This window comes from Shewanella sp., assembly GCF_047975355.1.
Lineage (GTDB): Bacteria > Pseudomonadota > Gammaproteobacteria > Enterobacterales > Shewanellaceae > Shewanella.
This window is the reverse complement of record NZ_JBKEDJ010000069.1, coordinates 1-18,693: the sequence shown is the minus strand read 5'-3', so window position 1 is coordinate 18,693 and position 18,693 is coordinate 1. Positions and strand designations below refer to the sequence as shown.

Here is an 18,693-nt window from a genome sequence, read left to right as displayed (position 1 = left end):
GGCGCGTTGTCTTCCATTACATACACAAAAGAGCCACCTTCTATACCTAGAAAGTGACTCTTCGAGAGCTATATTATTATTGGTTTAAGCTCGGGTTCTCGCATTACACAGCTCGCTTAAGCAGCATTGACTTAATGTGACCAATCGCTTTAGTCGGATTAAGTCCTTTTGGACAGACGTCAACGCAGTTCATAATGCCGTGGCAACGGAACACGCTGTAGGCGTCGTCCAGCTCAGAAAGACGTTCTTCTGTCGCTGTATCGCGGCTGTCGATCAAGAAACGGTAAGCGTGTAGCAGACCGCTAGGACCGATAAACTTATCAGGATTCCACCAGAACGATGGGCAAGCCGTAGAACAACATGCACACATGATACATTCGTACAGACCATCTAAATGCGCACGCTGTTCAGGCGACTGTAAATGTTCACGGGCAGGCATCTTCTCATCGTTGATGAGGAACGGCTTGATCTTCTCGTACTGCTTGTAGAACTGAGTTAAATCAACCACTAAGTCACGCACGACTGGCATACCTGGCAGTGGACGGATTTCCAATTTCTTCCCTTTGAAGGTAGAGATTGGCGTAATACAAGCTAGACCGTTTTTACCGTTCATGTTCACACCGTCACTACCGCAAACACCTTCACGGCATGAGCGACGGAACGCTAACGTTGGGTCCTGTTCTTTTAACTTGATCAGTGCATCAAGCACCATCATGTCAGAGCCTTCAGCCACTTCAAGGCTGTAATCCTGCATGTAAGGTTTGGTATCTACATCAGGATTGTAACGATAAACTGCAAATTCCAATTTCATCTTTGCAACTCCTAGTAGGTACGCTTCTTCGGCGGGAATGCTTCACGTAACTTAGGCGCCATATTCACAGCACGACGGTCCATGGTTTCAGTCACTGGGTCAAACAGTGTGTGACATAACCAATTATCATCATCACGCTCTAAATAGTCTTCACGTGAGTGAGCACCACGGCTCTCTGTACGGAAGTTAGCAGCATAAGCAGTAGCAATTGCCGTCGCCATCAGGTTGTCTAACTCTAAACATTCAATACGTTGAGTGTTGAATTCACGAGAATTATCAGACAACTTGGCATTTTCTAAACGCTTACGGATAGCTTTTAACTGCTCTAAACCTTCTGCCATTGCATCGCCACGGCGGAATACAGAGAAGTTTAATTGCATGCAAAGTTGTAAATCTTTACGGATTTGCGCTGGATCTTCACCAGACTTGTTGCTTTCCCAGCGGTTTAAGCGTGCTAAAGTCGCTTGAATTTCCGCATCGGTCGCATCTTTTGGATCCGCAGTCTCATCGAGTGCTTTACCTAAGTGTTGACCCGCAGCACGGCCAAAGACCACTAAGTCGAGCAGAGAGTTACCGCCTAAGCGGTTAGCACCGTGTACAGATACACAGGCAATCTCACCTACTGCGAATAAACCAACCACATCTTGCTCGCTGCCGTCGTCATTCTTACGAATAACTTGACCGCTCACCTTCGTTGGCAGACCACCCATCATATAGTGGCAGGTTGGCAGAACTGGGATTGGACCATCGGCCGGATCGATATGCGCGAAGGTACGAGAAAGTTCACACACGCCGGGTAGACGGGCTTCTAAGGTCTCTTTACCTAAGTGATCGAGTTTCAGTAAGCAGTGTGGGCCTAATGGACCATCTAAACCACGGCCTTCACGGATCTCAGTCATCATAGAGCGTGCTACCACGTCACGAGATGCTAAGTCCTTGGCGTTTGGTGCATAACGCTCCATGAAACGCTCACCGTCTTTGTTCAGCAGGTAACCGCCTTCACCACGACAACCTTCAGTCACAAGTACACCCGCACCAGCGATACCGGTTGGGTGGAATTGCCACATTTCCATATCTTGCATCTGAACGCCAGCACGCATCGCCATACCAACACCGTCACCGGTATTGATGTGTGCGTTTGTGGTTGATGCGTAGATACGACCTGCGCCGCCAGTGGCGAGTACAGTGGCTTTGGCTTTGAAGTAAACGATTTCACCGGTTTCGATTTCAATCGCAGTACAACCTACGATGGCACCGTCTTGGTTTTTCACTAAATCGAGGGCATACCACTCAGAAAACACTTGGGTTTTGTGTTTAACGTTCTGTTGGTATAAGCAGTGAAGCAGTGCGTGACCCGTACGGTCTGCCGCAGCAGCGGTACGCGCCGCTTGTTCACCACCGAAGTTTTTAGATTGACCACCGAAAGGACGTTGGTAAATCTTACCGTTATCGAAACGAGAGAAAGGTAAACCCATGTGCTCGAGTTCAATAATGGCTTCTGGACCGGTTTGACACATAAATTCGATAGCGTCTTGGTCACCGATAAAGTCGGAACCTTTTACGGTATCGTACATGTGTTGTTCCCAATGGTCTTCATGGGCGTTACCTAACGCAACTGTGATACCACCCTGCGCAGATACGGTATGAGAACGGGTTGGGAAAACTTTTGATAAAAGCGCACAGCTTTTACCTTCTTTAGAAATCTGTAATGCTGCGCGCATACCGGCACCGCCGGCACCAATCACAACAGCATCAAACTCACGTACTGGAATACTCACTTAGACACCCCACACAATAACAATGCCGGCCGCCAGATAACAAAAGACGGTGACGACGAAGGTGAACTGTAAAACACCGCGTAACGAAGTGCACTTGACGTAATCCGTCAATACTTGCCATACACCAATCCAGGCGTGAACAAGCAGTGCAACTAGCGCAAGCAGGGTAAACACTTTCATTGGCAGAGCGCTAAACAGGCCGTGCCAAACGTCATAGGTGAGAGGGGAACTACATGCAATAAAGCCAACCATGAAAATGGTATAACAGGCGAGGATTACTGCACTAGCGCGTAGTAGAATAAAGTCATGAACACCACTGCGTCCAAAACTTGCTGCATTGGTTACCATACCCATAACCCCGCTAAAATTGAAAAGGCTACCGTCAGTACAAATACAGCTTTCGCTGAGGCGGTGCCCGAAGCCAACTCTTCCCAACGACCGGTATCCATTACTAAGTGGCGTAGGCCACCGAATAAGTGATAAGCCAGTGCAGTCAAAATGCCCCACATGATGAACTTCACGACGAAGTTATCAAACAGAGATTGTACGCCTGCGAAACTTTCAGCGGAGGCTAAAGATGAATTTAGCAACCAAATAAGAATGCCAACAGCGAACAGCATGATGACACCGGATACACGGTGAAGAATTGACACAATCGCTGTTGCAGGAAAGCGAATGGTCTGCAGATCTAAATGGACAGGTCTTTGCTTTTTCACGTTCTGCTCACTCAGCTCCATTGAGCATTTTTTTTGTTATGTGAACCGCTTTTGTACAAACTTTAAACCGAGGGGTAAATCAAGGCAAAAGTAAACACAAAAGCAAAGTTTAAACAAACAGATAACTATTTGAACACTCACTTATTTAACATGTAAACAAAGGGTGTTTTAACATCATCGTTTGCAGCCCTTATTAGGCGGAGGCAAGTATACTCGCGCGAAATGTCAAATACAAACATCACAGAATGCAAATTTTGTTTTTTTAAGGATATTTTCACCTAAGTGCCAGCTGTACCAAGGAAAGTAAAGAGATTTATACCATGGTCTAACAAATTTAAACGCTTATTTAAATTGAAATGTGATCTAGAATGGCTGTAAAGTAATGGCGGTTTGACATGCCGCACTCACAGATAAGAACGAAGTAAGGAGAACGGGGTATGGCTGATTTAAAAGCCAAATTAGAATTACCAGGGAACGACTCGATAGAATTGCCAGTAAAGCAAGGATCCGCTGGTTTTGACGTAATCGATATCAGTAAACTTGGCAGCAAGGGTTACTTCACTTTTGATCCAGGTTTTCTCGCGACAGCCTCCTGTGAATCTGCAATTACCTATATCGATGGCGATCAAGGTATATTGTTACACCGCGGCTATCCAATCGAGCAACTCGCCGTTGACTCAGATTACTTAGACCTGTGTTACCTGCTGCTTTACGGTGAACTGCCGACGAAAGAGCAATATGCTGAATTTGTACACACAGTAAAAACCCACACTATGGTTCATGAGCAACTCGCCTTCTTCTTTAGAGGTTTCCGTCGTGATGCTCATCCTATGGCGATGTTATGTGGTGTCACTGGTGCATTGTCTGCATTTTATCAAGACTCACTCGATGTCAACGATCCTCGCCACCGCGAAATCGCCGCTTATCGCCTAGTCTCCAAAATGCCAACGATTGCCGCTATGTGCTACAAGTACTCTTCTGGCCAGCCATTCGTTTACCCACGCAATGACTTAAGCTACGCAGGCAACTTCTTAAGCATGATGTTTGCCGTGCCTTGTGAAGAGTACAAGGTAAACCCAATCGTTGAACGTGCTATGGACCGTATCTTCATTCTACATGCGGATCACGAACAAAACGCGTCTACGTCAACCGTACGTTTAGCCGGTTCTTCAGGCGCGAATCCATTCGCGTGTATCGCTGCGGGTATTGCTTCTCTATGGGGCCCTGCACACGGCGGCGCGAACGAAGCTTGTCTACAAATGTTAGAAGAAATCGGTTCAGTGGACCGTATTCCTGAATTCATCGCCCGTGCGAAAGACAAGAACGACCCATTCCGTCTGATGGGCTTCGGACACCGTGTTTACAAAAACTTTGACCCACGTGCCAAAGTGATGCGTGAAACCTGTCACGAAGTGTTAAAAGAGCTGAAAGTACAAGATCCATTATTAGATGTGGCCATGGAACTTGAACGTATAGCACTGGAAGACGAATACTTCATTTCGAAGAAACTCTATCCAAACGTCGATTTCTACTCTGGCATCATCATGAAAGCTATTGGTATTCCAACCAGCATGTTCACTGTACTGTTTGCATTAGCACGTACTGTGGGTTGGATTGCTCACTGGAAAGAAATGTTGGATCAACCAGGTCACAAGATCAGCCGTCCACGTCAGCTATATACTGGCGAGACTTCGCGTGATTTCGTAAGCCAAGATAAACGCTAATCGGCATTTATCGATTAAAAGCGCCCACTGGGCGCTTTTTTATTGGGATTTTTATACCCACCATTCGCTATTCTTATCACTCTCAGCCACACAATCCCGAATGACCTCGCTTCAGCTTATTTAGCATTTCTCATCACTTTTTAAACTTTTTAGCTACATTTAGTAAGTTTGCCTAATCCACAATCTCATAATCTTAAGTTAATCTACTGAAATTAATGTATTTTTAATTTTGGCATGTTTTTCGCTTTAAGATGGCATCACAAAAATGACAACAGGTAATACTCTTATGGAAAAGTCAAAAATTGCTAAGTTCGCCCTACCCGTGCTGTTAGTGTCAATGTTAGCGGCATGCGGCGAAGAGGAAGTGGCTAAAAAAGAAGAACAATATGCCATCCCCGTCGAAACCACTACCGTACTGCAGGGTAATGTGTCTTCGTTTTATAGCACTACGGCTACCCTCGAAGCTCCGCAGGAAGCCAACGTCGTTAGCCGCATTGCCGGCCTTATCGAAACCATTAATGTCGAAGAAGGTGACCGGGTACAAAAAGGTCAAATCCTCGCGGTTATCGATGCTAAACGTCAGCAATACGATCTCGACCGCTCCGAAGCCGAAGTGAAAATCATCGAGCAAGAGTTAAACCGCTTAAAGAAAATGAGCAACAAAGAGTTTATCAGTGCAGATTCGATGGCAAAGCTTGAGTACAACTTACAAGCCGCTATCGCCAAACGCGATCTTGCCGAGTTACAAGTCAAAGAAAGCCATGTGGTCTCCCCCATCAACGGCATTATCGCCAAGCGTTATGTGAAGGCGGGTAACATGGCGAAGGAATTTGGCGACCTCTTCTATATCGTCAATCAAGACGAGCTGCACGGTATTGTCCATCTACCCGAGCAACAATTAACCAGTCTGCGCTTAGGCCAAGAAGCTCAAGTCTTTAGCAATCAACAGAGCAAAAATGCCATCCACGCAAAAGTACTGCGGATAAGCCCCGTGGTCGACCCACAAAGCGGTACCTTTAAAGTCACCTTAGCCGTGCCTAATCAGGATGCGCATTTAAAAGCCGGTATGTTCACACGGGTCGAATTAAAGTATGACACCCATGAAAATGTGATCACTGTGCCCTACAGTGCCCTGATCAACCAAGACAACAAGCAAGCCCTGTATGTGATTGACGGCACCAATGCTAACCGCCGCGAAGTCGAAATTGGTTACCGTGAAGGTGATTCGGTGGAAGTGGTCTCCGGACTCAAACCCGGCGAGCAAGTCGTTACCCGTGGTCAGCAGAATTTGAAAGACCAATCCTTAGTTGAAGTCATTACCCCGCTCGATTTGGCCTCAGCGAAAAACTGATAGGAGTCTTTCATGTCAATCATCAGCACCTCAGTTAAACGGCCAGTCACGGTATGGATGTTCATGCTGGCCATTATGTTATTCGGTATGGTGGGTTTTTCACGTTTGGCAGTAAAACTGCTACCCGATTTAAGCTACCCCACCTTGACCATTCGGACCATGTACGACGGTGCGGCGCCGGTTGAAGTAGAGCAACTGGTCTCAAAACCGATTGAAGAAGCCGTCGGTGTGGTGAAAGGCTTACGTAAGATCAGCTCTATCTCCCGCTCTGGCATGTCCGATGTGGTACTCGAGTTTGAATGGGGCACCACTATGGATATGGCAAGCCTCGATGTGCGTGAAAAACTCGATACTATCGCCCTGCCACTGGATGTTAAAAAGCCATTATTGCTGCGCTTTAACCCCAACCTTGACCCTATTATGCGCTTAGCACTGTCGGTGCCAAATGCGTCTGAGGCCGAACTCAAGCAGATGCGCACCTACGCCGAGGAAGAGCTTAAACGCCGTTTAGAAGCTTTATCTGGTGTTGCCGCGGTGCGTTTATCCGGTGGTTTAGAGCAGGAAGTGCATATTCAGCTCAATCAAGAAAAATTATCCCAGCTCAATTTGAATGCCGACGACATTAAGCGTCGCATCAATGAGGAAAACATCAACTTATCTGCGGGTAAAGTAATCCAAGGTGATCGCGAATATCTGGTACGTACCCTTAACCAATTCAATTCATTGGAAGAACTGGGACAAGTGATCGTCTATCGCGACGCGCAAACCTTAGTACGTCTATTTGAAGTCGCCACTATTACCGATGCCTTTAAAGAACGCAGCGATATCACCCGTATCGGCAGCCAAGAGTCGATTGAACTGGCTATTTATAAGGAAGGCGATGCCAACACAGTAGCTGTGGCCAAAAAACTGCGCGATGAGCTAGTCAAAATCAACCAAGATCCAAAGCAAAACAAACTGGAAGTGATTTACGATCAATCTGAGTTTATTGAGAGTGCCGTTAGCGAAGTCACCTCATCTGCGCTGATGGGCAGTATTTTGTCTATGCTGGTGATTTACCTGTTTCTGCGCAATATTATTCCGACGCTGATCATCTCTATCTCCATCCCCTTCTCGGTGATTGCCACCTTTAACATGATGTACTTTGCCGATATCAGCTTAAACATCATGTCATTAGGCGGTATTGCGCTCGCCATCGGTCTCTTGGTCGACAACGCCATTGTGGTGCTGGAAAACATCGACCGCTGCCGTAGCGAAGGCATGAACAAGTTAGATGCGGCAGTCACTGGGACCAAAGAAGTGGCGGGCGCGATTTTCGCCTCCACCCTAACCACACTCGCGGTATTTGTCCCCTTGGTTTTTGTCGATGGTATTGCCGGTGCCCTGTTCTCGGACCAAGCCCTCACAGTGACCTTTGCCCTGCTCGCATCACTCCTAGTGGCATTAACTTCGATTCCGATGCTCGCCTCCCGCGAAGGCTTTACAGCACTGCCTGAACTCATCAAGAAAACCCCGAAGGAGAAACCCGCTACTAAGATCGGTAAGTTAAAACACTACAGCGCGACGGTATTTTCCTTCCCGATTGTGTTTCTTTTTAGCTACTTACCGAGTGCATTGCTGACATTAGCGTTAGTCATTGGTCGCTTCTTCTCTTGGCTGCTTGGGTTAGTGATGCGTCCGCTGAGCAGTGGTTTTAACTTTGTTTACCACGCTATCGAGTCGGTTTATCACAAACTGCTGGCGATGGCGCTGCGTAAACAAGTCGCCACCTTGTTGCTGACCATTGGGATCACTGGCGCCTGTATTAGCCTGCTCCCCCGTCTTGGCATGGAACTCATCCCACCGATGAATCAAGGGGAGTTTTATGTGGAGATCCTGCTGCCTCCTGGCACAGCGGTCGGTGAAACCGATAAAGTGCTGCAACAACTCGCGATGTCGATTAAAGACAGGCCGGAAGTCAAACATGCCTACAGCCAAGCGGGCAGCGGCGGCCTAATGACCTCTGATACCGCCCGTGGCGGCGAAAACTGGGGGCGTTTACAGGTCGTACTGAGCGATCACACGGCTTACCATCAGGTGACACAAGTGCTGCGTGACACCGCGCGCCGCATCCCTGAGCTGGAAGCTAAAATCGAGCAACCTGAACTCTTTAGCTTTAAAACCCCATTGGAGATTGAGCTCACAGGTTACGATTTACACTTGCTTAAGCGCAGTGCCGATAATCTGGTTAAGGCGCTTTCCGCCTCCGATCGCTTTGCCGATGTGAATACTAGTCTGCGTGATGGCCAGCCAGAGCTCAGCATTCGCTTCGACCATGCTCGCTTAGCCGCCTTAGGGATGGATGCGCCCACGGTCGCCAATCGCATTGCCCAGCGCGTCGGCGGCACGGTGGCCAGCCAATACACTGTACGCGACCGCAAGATTGATATTTTAGTGCGTAGCGAACTGGATGAGCGGGATCAAATCAGTGATATAGATGCGTTGATCATCAACCCGAACAGTCCACAACCGATTGCCTTGAGCGCCGTGGCCGAAGTGTCATTGCAATTAGGCCCATCGGCAATTAACCGCATCAGCCAACAACGCGTGGCCTTAGTGTCGGCTAACCTTGCCTATGGCGACTTAAGTGATGCGGTGGCCGAAGCGCAGCAAATTTTGTCTGCACAAGTGTTGCCAGCCTCGGTTCAAGCACGCTTTGGTGGGCAAAATGAGGAAATGGAGCATTCATTCCAATCACTGAAAATTGCGCTGATCCTGGCGATTTTCCTTGTCTACTTAGTGATGGCGAGCCAGTTCGAATCGCTGCTGCATCCGCTGCTGATCTTATTCGCCGTGCCGATGGCGCTGGCAGGTAGCGTACTAGGACTCTATATCACCCAAACCCATTTGAGTGTGGTGGTATTTATCGGCCTGATCATGCTCGCGGGGATTGTGGTCAACAACGCCATCGTACTCGTGGATAGGATTAATCAGCTGCGAGCCGAAGGTGTGAACAAGCTCGAGGCCATTAAGGTCGCGGCCAAATCACGTCTGCGCCCAATTATGATGACCACCCTAACCACCACATTAGGTTTGCTGCCGATGGCGTTAGGTTTAGGTGATGGCTCAGAAGTCCGCGCACCGATGGCGATTACCGTGATCTTTGGTCTGAGCCTCTCGACCCTGTTGACCCTGATTGTTATCCCAGTGCTCTATGCCCTCTTTGACCGTAAAGAGTTTACGCATACCGCCGCAGAGCAAGACAACACGGCAGAAACCACGGAGGCTCGCCTATGAACCTCACCCGTTTAGCGATAAAACGCCCTGTCACCACCAGCATGTTTTTCTTTGCTATCTTGCTGTTTGGTTTGGCTTCTAGTCGCCTATTGCCACTCGAAATGTTCCCCGGCATCGATATTCCACAAATTGTGGTGCAAGTGCCTTACAAAGGCTCAACGCCAGCGGAAGTCGAACGCGATATCACTAAGGTGCTCGAAGAGTCCCTCGCCACTATGGGCGGTATTGATGAGCTGGAATCCGAATCCTCCCAAGAGGGTTCGGAAATCGAAATCAATATGAAATGGGGCGAAAACGTCGCCACTAAAAGCTTGGAAGCACGGGAAAAGATCGATGCGGTGCGGCATTTATTGCCCAAGGATGTTGAGCGGGTATTTATCCGCCAATTCTCCACCGCCGATATGCCAGTATTGACCATACGGATTTCGAGCGATCGCGAGCTCTCTGGCGCATTCGACTTGCTTGATAAACAGCTCAAACGCCCGTTAGAGCGGGTCGAGGGGGTGTCTAAGGTCAATCTCTATGGGGTTGAGCAAAAACAGATTGAGGTCAGGATCAATGCCAACCGTCTCGCCGCCAGTGGCTATTCGGCAACCGAGTTACAGACACGTCTCGGCCGCGAAAACTTTGTGTTGAGCGCTGGCACTTTGCGGGAAAGTAATCTGGTTTATCAGGTGTCACCTAAGGGCGAGTTTCGCAATCTAGAAGACATTAAAGCCCTAGTGCTATTGCCAGGACTCACCTTAGGTGACGTTGCCGATGTGCAATTTGCGCTACCTGAACGGGTCGAAGGCCGTCATTTAGATAAGCATTACGCCGTAGGTCTGGATGTGTTTAAAGAATCCGGCGCCAACTTAGTAGAAGTATCTGACCGAGTGTTAAAGGTGATTGAGCTTGCCAAGCAAGATCAACAATTCCAAGGTATTCGCTTGTTTATCATGGAAGATCAAGCCTCTGGCGTAAAATCCTCCCTCTCGGATCTGCTGCTGTCGGGATTAATCGGCGCCTTGCTGTCCTTCATCGTGCTGTATTTATTCCTGAGAAACTTCAAGATGACCTTGATTGTGGTGTCATCAGTGCCAATCTCGATAGGTATGACACTGGCCGCCATGTATCTGCTGGGTTACAGCTTAAACATTCTCTCCATGATGGGACTGTTATTGGCGGTCGGTATGCTTATCGATAATGCGGTCGTGGTGACCGAGAGTGTGCTTCAGGAGAAGCAAGCTAACTCGGCCAAGGCGAGCGTTCTGGACAATGAAAACGCGGTCATGACTGGGGTCGATAAGGTGAGTCTTGCTGTTCTTGCAGGCACTATGACCACTGCTATCGTGTTTTTACCTAATATCTTTGGGGTAAAAGTCGAGTTAACCATCTTCCTTGAGCATGTGGCGATTGCGATTTGTATTTCGCTGGCAGCCTCTCTTTTAGTAGCTAAAACATTAATCCCATTGATGTTAACCAAGTTCCACTTTGATATCGAATCAGAAAAAGCCCCCGGTAAGTTGCAAAACTTCTACAATCGCAGCCTCAACTGGGTGCTCGTTAGACCTTGGCGTTCGGGGCTAATTTCGGTAGCAATTCTTGCCTCAACCGCCCTGCCACTGTCTATGGTCAAGCAGGATCAGGAGGACAGCCAAAGTAAGGAGCGTATTTACGTTAACTACCAAGTGGAGGGTCGCCATCATCTTAATGTGACTGAGGCAATGGTGAACCAGATGGAAGAGTATCTTTATAATAATAAAGAGGAATTCCATATCGACTCAGTGTATAGCTACTATGCGCCCGACGATGCCTCATCGGTGATTTTGCTGAAAAAAGACCTGCCAATGCCATTAGATGAATTAAAGAAGAAAATCCGCAGCGGTTTTCCTAAATTCTCCATTGCTAAACCTCAGTTTGGCTGGGGTGACGATAACTCGGGCGTACGCGTCACCCTGACAGGACGCTCCACCTCAGAGCTTATCCATTTGAGTGAGCAAGTGTTACCCCTGCTCTCCAATATCAAAGGCTTGGTGGATGTTCGCTCCGAAGTAAACGGCGCGCAGCAGGAAGTGGTGATCCGCATTAATCGGCAGATGGCGGCAAGACTGGATTTAAAACTCAACGAAGTGGCCTCTAGCATCTCAATGGCACTACGCGGTTCACCGCTGCGCTCATTTAGACACGATCCCAATGGGGAACTACGTATCGAAATGGCCTATGAAAAGGAATGGCAAAAATCCCTCGAGAAGCTAAAACAACTGCCGATCGTACGTATCGACCAACGCCTGTATACCCTTGATAACCTTGCCAGTATCGAGATCCAACCCAGGTTCGATACCATCAAGCACTACAATCGCCAAACCTCGCTTTCTATCGGGGCGAACTTAGATAATCTCACCACAGAGGAAGCGCAAACGAAGATCAAACAAGTGATGGAAAACGTGCGCTTCCCGAATGGCTATAACTACTCGCTACGGGGCGGGTTTGAGCGTCAAGATGAAGATCAGAGCGTGATGGCTATCAATATGCTGCTTGCTATCGCCATGATTTACATCGTAATGGCGGCGCTGTTTGAATCCTTGCTATTACCGACGGCGATTATCACCTCGATTCTGTTCTCGATCACCGGCGTCTTTTGGGCATTGCTGCTCACGGGCACACCTATGTCGGTCATGGCCATGATAGGGATCTTGATTTTAATGGGGATTGTGGTGAATAACGGCATCGTCTTGGTCGATCAAATCAACCAAATGACGCCAGAGCTCGATAAGCTGTCGGATACAATACGCGAAGTCTGTATTACTCGTTTGCGCCCAGTGTTGATGACGGTGGGCACCACTGTGCTTGGCCTAGTACCACTGGCGATGGGCGATACCCAAATCGGCGGCGGTGGTCCACCATACTCGCCAATGGCCATCGCCATAATCGGAGGTTTGTCGTTCTCAACGTTGACGAGTCTGTATTTGGTGCCTTTATGTTACCAACTGCTCTACAGAATGCGTTATCGCGCCGCGGTACGCCTAGGTGAATCGAACCGCATCGCCCAAAAACTCCTACCTTGGACGGTTTGATCGATTGATCGTTTTTGCATAAGTTCGAAGCACTCTTGAAAAATAAAGGCTGGCTTGCATCAAAACAAGCCAGCCTATTTTTTATAAATAGTGTTAGTCGATTGGATTTGCAGCAGTATTCACCACACAAAAGCGAATTTGAAATAACTGCTCAAGGCTAGGGTAAATTTCATGGATCACTCGGCGAAGGTCCGGCAGCGTCATATTCTCTTGGGCAGCATGTAGTTCTGTCAGTGTAGAAAACAACACAGGCACAACATCAATGACCTTGATATCACAAAACCAACGGTCGGCTTCAAAGGTCGATACCGGCAAAATTTGCCCGGCAAACACATGGGATTCCGCCTCATCCCTTAAGGTAATGGTCTTAGCACCCGATAAAATATCCTGCTCGAAACGCTCAAAGAAAGTGATCTTAGTTAACAAGTGACCTCCGCTTACCGCTTTTAAAAACGTTAAAAATTTAATAACTTTCAATACGTTAAATTTGTAACTCACGCTAATTTTCGCGTTAATAATGAGCATAAACCGTAAAAAATCCCATATTTTAGCACGACCTAGACCTACCTCTAAACGCGGCTTCTACTGTACCGTAACAGCAAAACATGGAGAGATAGGCAATATTGAGTTAGAATCCAGCTTTAATTGAGCCGCTGGACTCAGCCTGCATAGGCAAAAACCGAATTAGAGATGTTATGAACAAGAAGCAAAAGATCGTTAAGAAAATGGCTAAGCGCGAAAAAGCCAAACAAAACAAAATCGAGAAACCCAAAGTGGGGGCAAAGCCACGTTATATTTCGAAAGCGGAGCGCGCGCGTCTCGAAGCCGAAACCCCAGAAGCTGTCGTCGAAGTAATTAGTGTCGACGCATCTAGTGATGAAGATAAGGTTGCTAGCTAAACCGAGCTATGCAGTTTTGATCTCCACAAAACTTTCGAAATCGTTTCAAACATAAAGGCCACATACAATGTGGCCTTTATGTTTGACGACTGACTATGCCAACAAAGATAAATGTAGAGGCCTTAAGGTGTATTGGGTTTTGCTTTATCAAACTCCACCGCAGTAGCGGCCGCCTCACACTCTTGCTCTTCGGTCAATTGTCCCATTTGCACATGGGAGGATGAAAAGGGACTCGTGGATGAGGGCAGATTCTGGCCAACATAATTTGCAATTTCTTCCTCGTCACCTGCCAGCAGTTGCTGGCACTTATTCTGTGCATCTTCGGTATCGCTCACTACAGGCTGTGCTGCGTTCGCACGACTTGCCAGTGCGACTTTATCGACTAATCGGTAGGCCACCCACACGCCCATGATCCCAAAAAGAATTGAGCCCAATACTTGGCCGATTAACACACCGTATACCCCGCCCCACTGCGCGCCAAAATACACGAATGGCACAGTCCCTAAGGTGGCTTTACCCACGTTGAACAGGGTGGAGTATTTGGCTTTCCCCAGATTATTAAACGAAGCATTGGCCACAAATAAAATGCCAGAAAAGGTAAAAAATACCGCAATATAGCTACAGAAAAACTCAATAAGCGCCGCGCTATCGCCCTTCATATCGAACAGATTCACCACCTGTGATTTGAGCAAGAACAGCAGCAGCGACATCACCACCACATACAAGGTACAAAATTGAATCGCCTTGGTTAAACTCTCACGCACCCGATCGAATCGACCTGCCCCAAAGTTTTGCCCAACAATCGGCCCAATAGCACCGGATAACGCAAAAATCATCCCAAAGGTGACGGGGACTAACCTGCCAAGCACCGCCCAACCTGCAACATAAGCATCACCAAAATCGGCAATGGCTCGGGTAACAAAGGCATTGCCAATAGGCGTGGCGATATTCGTCAGCATGGCCGGTCCTGCAATGGCAAAAATCGGTTTCAGATCGGCAACAAAGTAACCGAAATTAAACTTACCCAGCAGCTGATGTTTTACCACTACGCCGCGCCCTGCAATGATAAAGACCGCAATACGGGCAAGAACCGACGCCAGTGCTGCGCCTTCAATTCCCATGGCAAACAGGAAAATAAAAATCGGATCCAGCACAGCATTAACGCCGCCACCCGCGAGGGTCGACATCATCGACAGCTTGGCATCCCCAACTGCACGCAGCGCGCCGCCAAGGGCCATAGCCAAGCAGATAAAAGGCAATGATGGCACCAGAATGTACAGATAGCTCTCAGCAAGTTCGGCGGTATGGCCGCTAGCGCCCACTAAAGTCACTAATTCGGGGATAAAACTAGTCACCACCACGCTCACGAAGAGGCTGATTAAGGTGGTCACCACCGCACTATTGAGCAATAGGCGTTTGGCTAGATCCACATCCTTTGCCCCGATTGAGCGGGAAACTAAGGCGCCGAGCGCAATTGAGAGGCCGATACCAATCGATGTGGTAAAAAACGAAATACTGCCCGCATAACCCACCGCCGCGGCCAGTTCATGTTCGCCGAGTAAGCTTAAGAAGAAAATATCCAGTAAATCGACCACGAATAAGGCAGAAATCCCCACGGCGGCGGTCGAGCTCATCACAAGGATATGACGAAGAATCGAACCTTCAACGAATTTGGCTTGGGTCATGGGGTTGTTTTACCTTGAGCTATTGGATGGACTGACATGAAATCCAGTCTGTGGTTATCGCCACTTAAGCAGTCTCTTGAGTAAGCAAGCCTACCATGAGGCGACGCAGATAATAAATCATTTAAACGATTTCATTTGCCGCGAATTGCAGTGTGCACTTAGGCTTAACCCTTTTTACCCAGACAACCGAATCCAAGCCACTCAGCTCAAATTCTGTCGACAATAATTCCTGAGTTTCGGCATCTCATTTGAATGAGTTGCCGAATGAGTACGATAATCGCAAGAAAACTATATGGACTCATATGGCCGACACTATGGAGGCTGCATTTAGGTTCTTATCTAATATTAGCCCCAATGTTATACCTCGACACGGCTCATCTGGGTCTGGTGATAACGCAACCGAGCGATGGATAAGGCAATTAATGCAAGGAGTGTTAATGACCCCATCACTACCCCCTGCCACTCGGCTTTATGCCAAAACAACATCAGATAAGGCCCGCCCAGCGCTGCGCCTAAGTAATAACAACACAGATACAGCGAAGTCGCCTTAGCGCGGTCGCGACTTGCGCGCATTGCCACAAAAGAATTGCAACAGCTGTGGGTTAAGAAGAAGCCACAGGCCGTCATCAAAAAGCCTAGGCTAATCGTGACTGGGGTATCGAACAGGGTCAATAAACTGCCCAGTAACATTAAGCACCAAGACCATTGGTATAACTTGTGCTGACCAAATTTTGCCAGCCACTTGGCGGTAAAATAAGAAGCCACGGTACCACTGGAATAACATAGGAAAATCAAGGTCGCTTGGAAACGGCTCCACTCGTAGGGTGCGGCCATCAAATGCAGCTGAATAAAGCTAAATTGATTCACCATCATCATAAAAGTGATCCCACCGATGGCATAGGCTAAACGCATCTGCGGATCGGTTAGATGATGGCTAAAGCCATAAATATCCTGTAATAAACGTGCCCGTTTTGACAGTGTTGGCGAGGTGGTTTGTCCGCCCGATACCGCCTGCGCATCGGCGCCTGAAGGCAATAAATAACTGGTTAAGGCAACGCCCGCAAGCGTGACTAAAAACAGCAACCACATGGACTCTTGCCAAGATAAAAACTGTGACATCACCCCGCCGAGTAACCGGCCGACAATCCCACCGATACTGTTGGCCATGATATAAATGCCCGCGGCTTTGAGCATAGTGCTTGGCGAGAGTTGCTCCTTAAAATAGGCCATGGCAATGGCGGGCACAGCCGCTAACAGCACGCCCTGTAAAAAGCGCACGTAGACAAGAGCATTAAAATCCCCAGCCCAAATCAGCAGCAGATTCGACAGCGCCAGTAGCCAGAGACTCACCACAATCGGCGTGTGGCGGCCAATTCTGTCGGACACGACCGCATAAATTAATAGGGAAAACGCCAGCGAAAAGCTGGTGACCGAGAGAATAAGCGTTGCCTGTGAGCCCGATACCGCAAAATGTTCGGCGATAAGCGGTAACATGCCCTGCATCAAATACAGATTGATATACACAACCACGGAAGCCACACACAGGGCCCACATTAGTCGGGTATCACGTTGTTTACTGTCGATAATAGTGTCTAACACGGCTTGCACTTTTGGCCTCGATAACGCATCACTCTCAGGATAGACAAAGATTAGCACTGGGCATAACATAACAATAATAGATAATTTATATTGAAATTATTGATTTTTGTTATAGCTAACAGTTGCGATACGTCTTGTTATCGGCCGAGCCATGCGAGATACGACTGTACTGGGTTATGGCGCATTGTTAACCCTTAAAGCACAGTGCCATCAAGCATAATTACAATCCCGCATAAAAGACGGACCATCATGGATATACGCCAACTTAAACATTTAGATGCACTGGCCAATACCGGCAGTTTTACCGCCGCGGCCAAAAAGCTCAATATGGCGCAGCCTGCCCTGAGCCAAAGCATTAAGCGGCTCGAGCAGTCGCTAGGGGTGACACTGATTAATCGCACCAGCAATAAGAATGACAAGCACCTCGCGCTCACCGCCGAAGGCTTAGTGCTGCACCAGCACGCCACGTTGATCCTAAAACAAATCAAGCAAGCCGAAGCGCAAATCCGCGCCATGGCGAATCTCACCTCGGGGGAAGTGCGGATTGCCGTGCCGGGCATGTTGGGCTCTTTCTATCTGCCCTCACGCCTTATGGCATTTCGCCATCAATATCCCGAGCTAAAGCTCTCACTGTTTGAAGGCGGTACCCGTGATGCGCTGCGAATGTTGCAGCAGGAAGAAGTAGATATCGCCATCATTACCGCCCAAGATCTACAGAGTGACTTCGATAGCCAATTGCTGATCCGTGAACAGATGGTGATTGCCATGGGCGCCGAGCACCCGCTCGCCGATCATCCTGCGGTCAGCCTCAATGACTTCTTTGACCATGAATTAGTCATGTTTAAAACCGGCTATTTCCACCGGGAATGGATCCTCTCCCAAGCCAAGGAACTGGGTAAAAAGCCCAATATCGCCTTTGAGACCAACCTAATTAACTTAATCAAACAGATTGTCTCCCAGGGATTTGGGATCACCAGTGTGCTTGAAATGGCCATTAGTCCAAAAGATGACATTCTCGCCAAACCCTTTGACCCACCGGTGTTTTTAAATCTGCATATCGCCTGGAAAAAGCAGCGCCCCGTCAGCCAAGCCGACCGCGCCTTTGTGGAATTTCTAATGAAAAACCGCTAACACAAACAATAAAAAGGGCCGATTGCTCGGCCCTTTAATGAGTCACCTAACGCTTAAGGTGAAATCATTCTACTCATAGCAAGTTAGCGCTGTTTACGGCGACCAAAGGCAAATGGCAGCAGTAATAAACTTAACCAGCCTAAAGCACCACCGTCATCCTTCTTCGGCGGGGTATCGGTAATAGAGACAGACACTAAGCTCGAATCGCTATTGCCGTGGTTATCGGATACCGTCAGTTGGAATGACACGGTTTGCGCCGCACCATTCACAGTAGGCGCCACTAAGTTTAACTTGGTCGCAGCTGGGTCAAAATTAAAGCTGGTGCCTCCTAATTGAGTCCACTTGTAAGTTAGTGGGTCATTGTTCGCATCCGATGATTTACTGGCATCGATAAATAGCGACTTACCTTCTTGTACTGAGGTTGGCGCTTCAACCTTCGCCACTGGCGCGACTTCAGCCACATCAAACTGGTAGCTCTGAGTCAAGGTTTCTGACGATGCATTGTTGACCTTGTTTGTCAGGCTTAACTGATTATCGACACTCGCCTTACGCGGAACTAGCTCAAAGCTGATGTCCTTCGCTTCAGCGCCAGATGGCATTTCAACCGTCCAAGTGAGATTATTGCCATCTTGCTTACCGTCATGGCTGATGTTAGCCACTTCATGGC

The 18,693-nt window shown here is 48.1% G+C and carries 14 protein-coding genes; 6 read left to right on the top strand and 8 right to left on the bottom strand.

The window, feature by feature from the left end; translation table 11 throughout:
* Nucleotides 1–103 precede the first annotated feature (103 nt).
* From ACK5NH_RS17010 to sdhC, 4 genes are read right to left on the bottom strand one after another with little or no spacing between them, the layout of a single operon-like run.
* Nucleotides 104–811: a succinate dehydrogenase iron-sulfur subunit gene (locus tag ACK5NH_RS17010; protein WP_011622413.1), complete on the bottom strand. Its 708-nt coding sequence runs from the start codon at nt 809–811 to the stop codon at nt 104–106.
* An 11-nt stretch (nt 812–822) separates the two neighbouring features.
* Nucleotides 823–2,589, bottom strand: a complete 1,767-nt coding sequence (sdhA, locus tag ACK5NH_RS17005) for a succinate dehydrogenase flavoprotein subunit (RefSeq protein WP_011622412.1) — start codon at nt 2,587–2,589, stop codon at nt 823–825.
* A complete protein-coding gene (gene sdhD, locus ACK5NH_RS17000) occupies nt 2,590–2,937 on the bottom strand; it encodes a succinate dehydrogenase, hydrophobic membrane anchor protein (protein WP_011622411.1) in 348 nt (115 codons plus the stop codon).
* Nucleotides 2,931–3,326, bottom strand: coding sequence for a succinate dehydrogenase cytochrome b556 subunit (gene sdhC / locus ACK5NH_RS16995; RefSeq protein WP_011622410.1), 396 nt, complete (start codon nt 3,324–3,326; stop codon nt 2,931–2,933). The genes sdhD and sdhC overlap by 7 nt, the downstream gene beginning before the upstream one ends.
* Before the next feature lie 416 nt (nt 3,327–3,742).
* On the opposite strand from sdhC, the gene ACK5NH_RS16990 reads away from it, so the two are divergent.
* From ACK5NH_RS16990 to ACK5NH_RS16975, 4 genes are all read left to right on the top strand, one after another.
* Entirely contained in the window at nt 3,743–5,029 is a 1,287-nt protein-coding gene (locus ACK5NH_RS16990) for a citrate synthase (protein WP_011716732.1), read from the top strand.
* Nucleotides 5,030–5,315: 286 nt separating this feature from the next.
* Nucleotides 5,316–6,380 (top strand): efflux RND transporter periplasmic adaptor subunit, encoded by a 1,065-nt coding sequence (locus tag ACK5NH_RS16985; RefSeq protein WP_416921981.1) that lies wholly within the window; start codon nt 5,316–5,318, stop codon nt 6,378–6,380.
* Nucleotides 6,381–6,392: 12 nt separating this feature from the next.
* A complete protein-coding gene (locus tag ACK5NH_RS16980; RefSeq protein ID WP_416921979.1) occupies nt 6,393–9,656 on the top strand; it encodes an efflux RND transporter permease subunit in 3,264 nt (1,087 codons plus the stop codon).
* Nucleotides 9,653–12,712, top strand: a complete 3,060-nt coding sequence (locus ACK5NH_RS16975; protein WP_416921977.1) for an efflux RND transporter permease subunit — start codon at nt 9,653–9,655, stop codon at nt 12,710–12,712. Before ACK5NH_RS16980 ends, ACK5NH_RS16975 begins: the two co-directional genes overlap by 4 nt.
* A 93-nt stretch (nt 12,713–12,805) precedes the next feature.
* Here the strand turns inward: ACK5NH_RS16975 and yqfB are convergent, their stop codons facing one another.
* A complete protein-coding gene (yqfB, locus tag ACK5NH_RS16970; RefSeq protein ID WP_416921975.1) occupies nt 12,806–13,138 on the bottom strand; it encodes a N(4)-acetylcytidine aminohydrolase in 333 nt (110 codons plus the stop codon).
* 269 nt (nt 13,139–13,407) lie between these two features.
* Here yqfB and ACK5NH_RS16965 point away from each other — a divergent pair, with 269 nt between their 5' ends.
* Complete coding sequence (locus tag ACK5NH_RS16965) at nt 13,408–13,611, top strand: DUF2986 domain-containing protein (protein WP_416921973.1); 204 nt, start codon at nt 13,408–13,410, stop codon at nt 13,609–13,611.
* Between the two features lie 122 nt (nt 13,612–13,733).
* On the opposite strand, the gene ACK5NH_RS16960 is transcribed toward ACK5NH_RS16965, so the two are convergent.
* Nucleotides 13,734–15,296: an MATE family efflux transporter gene (locus ACK5NH_RS16960; RefSeq protein ID WP_416921971.1), complete on the bottom strand. Its 1,563-nt coding sequence runs from the start codon at nt 15,294–15,296 to the stop codon at nt 13,734–13,736.
* A 357-nt stretch (nt 15,297–15,653) separates the two neighbouring features.
* Nucleotides 15,654–16,904, bottom strand: a complete 1,251-nt coding sequence (locus tag ACK5NH_RS16955; protein ID WP_416921969.1) for an MFS transporter — start codon at nt 16,902–16,904, stop codon at nt 15,654–15,656.
* Nucleotides 16,905–17,144: 240 nt separating this feature from the next.
* Between ACK5NH_RS16955 and ACK5NH_RS16950 the strand changes: the two genes are divergently transcribed.
* A complete protein-coding gene (locus tag ACK5NH_RS16950) occupies nt 17,145–18,026 on the top strand; it encodes a LysR family transcriptional regulator (RefSeq protein ID WP_011622400.1) in 882 nt (293 codons plus the stop codon).
* 83 nt (nt 18,027–18,109) lie between these two features.
* On the opposite strand, the gene ACK5NH_RS16945 is transcribed toward ACK5NH_RS16950, so the two are convergent.
* A partial coding sequence (locus tag ACK5NH_RS16945; RefSeq protein ID WP_416921966.1) for a PKD domain-containing protein occupies nt 18,110–18,693 on the bottom strand: 584 nt, incomplete at its 5' end.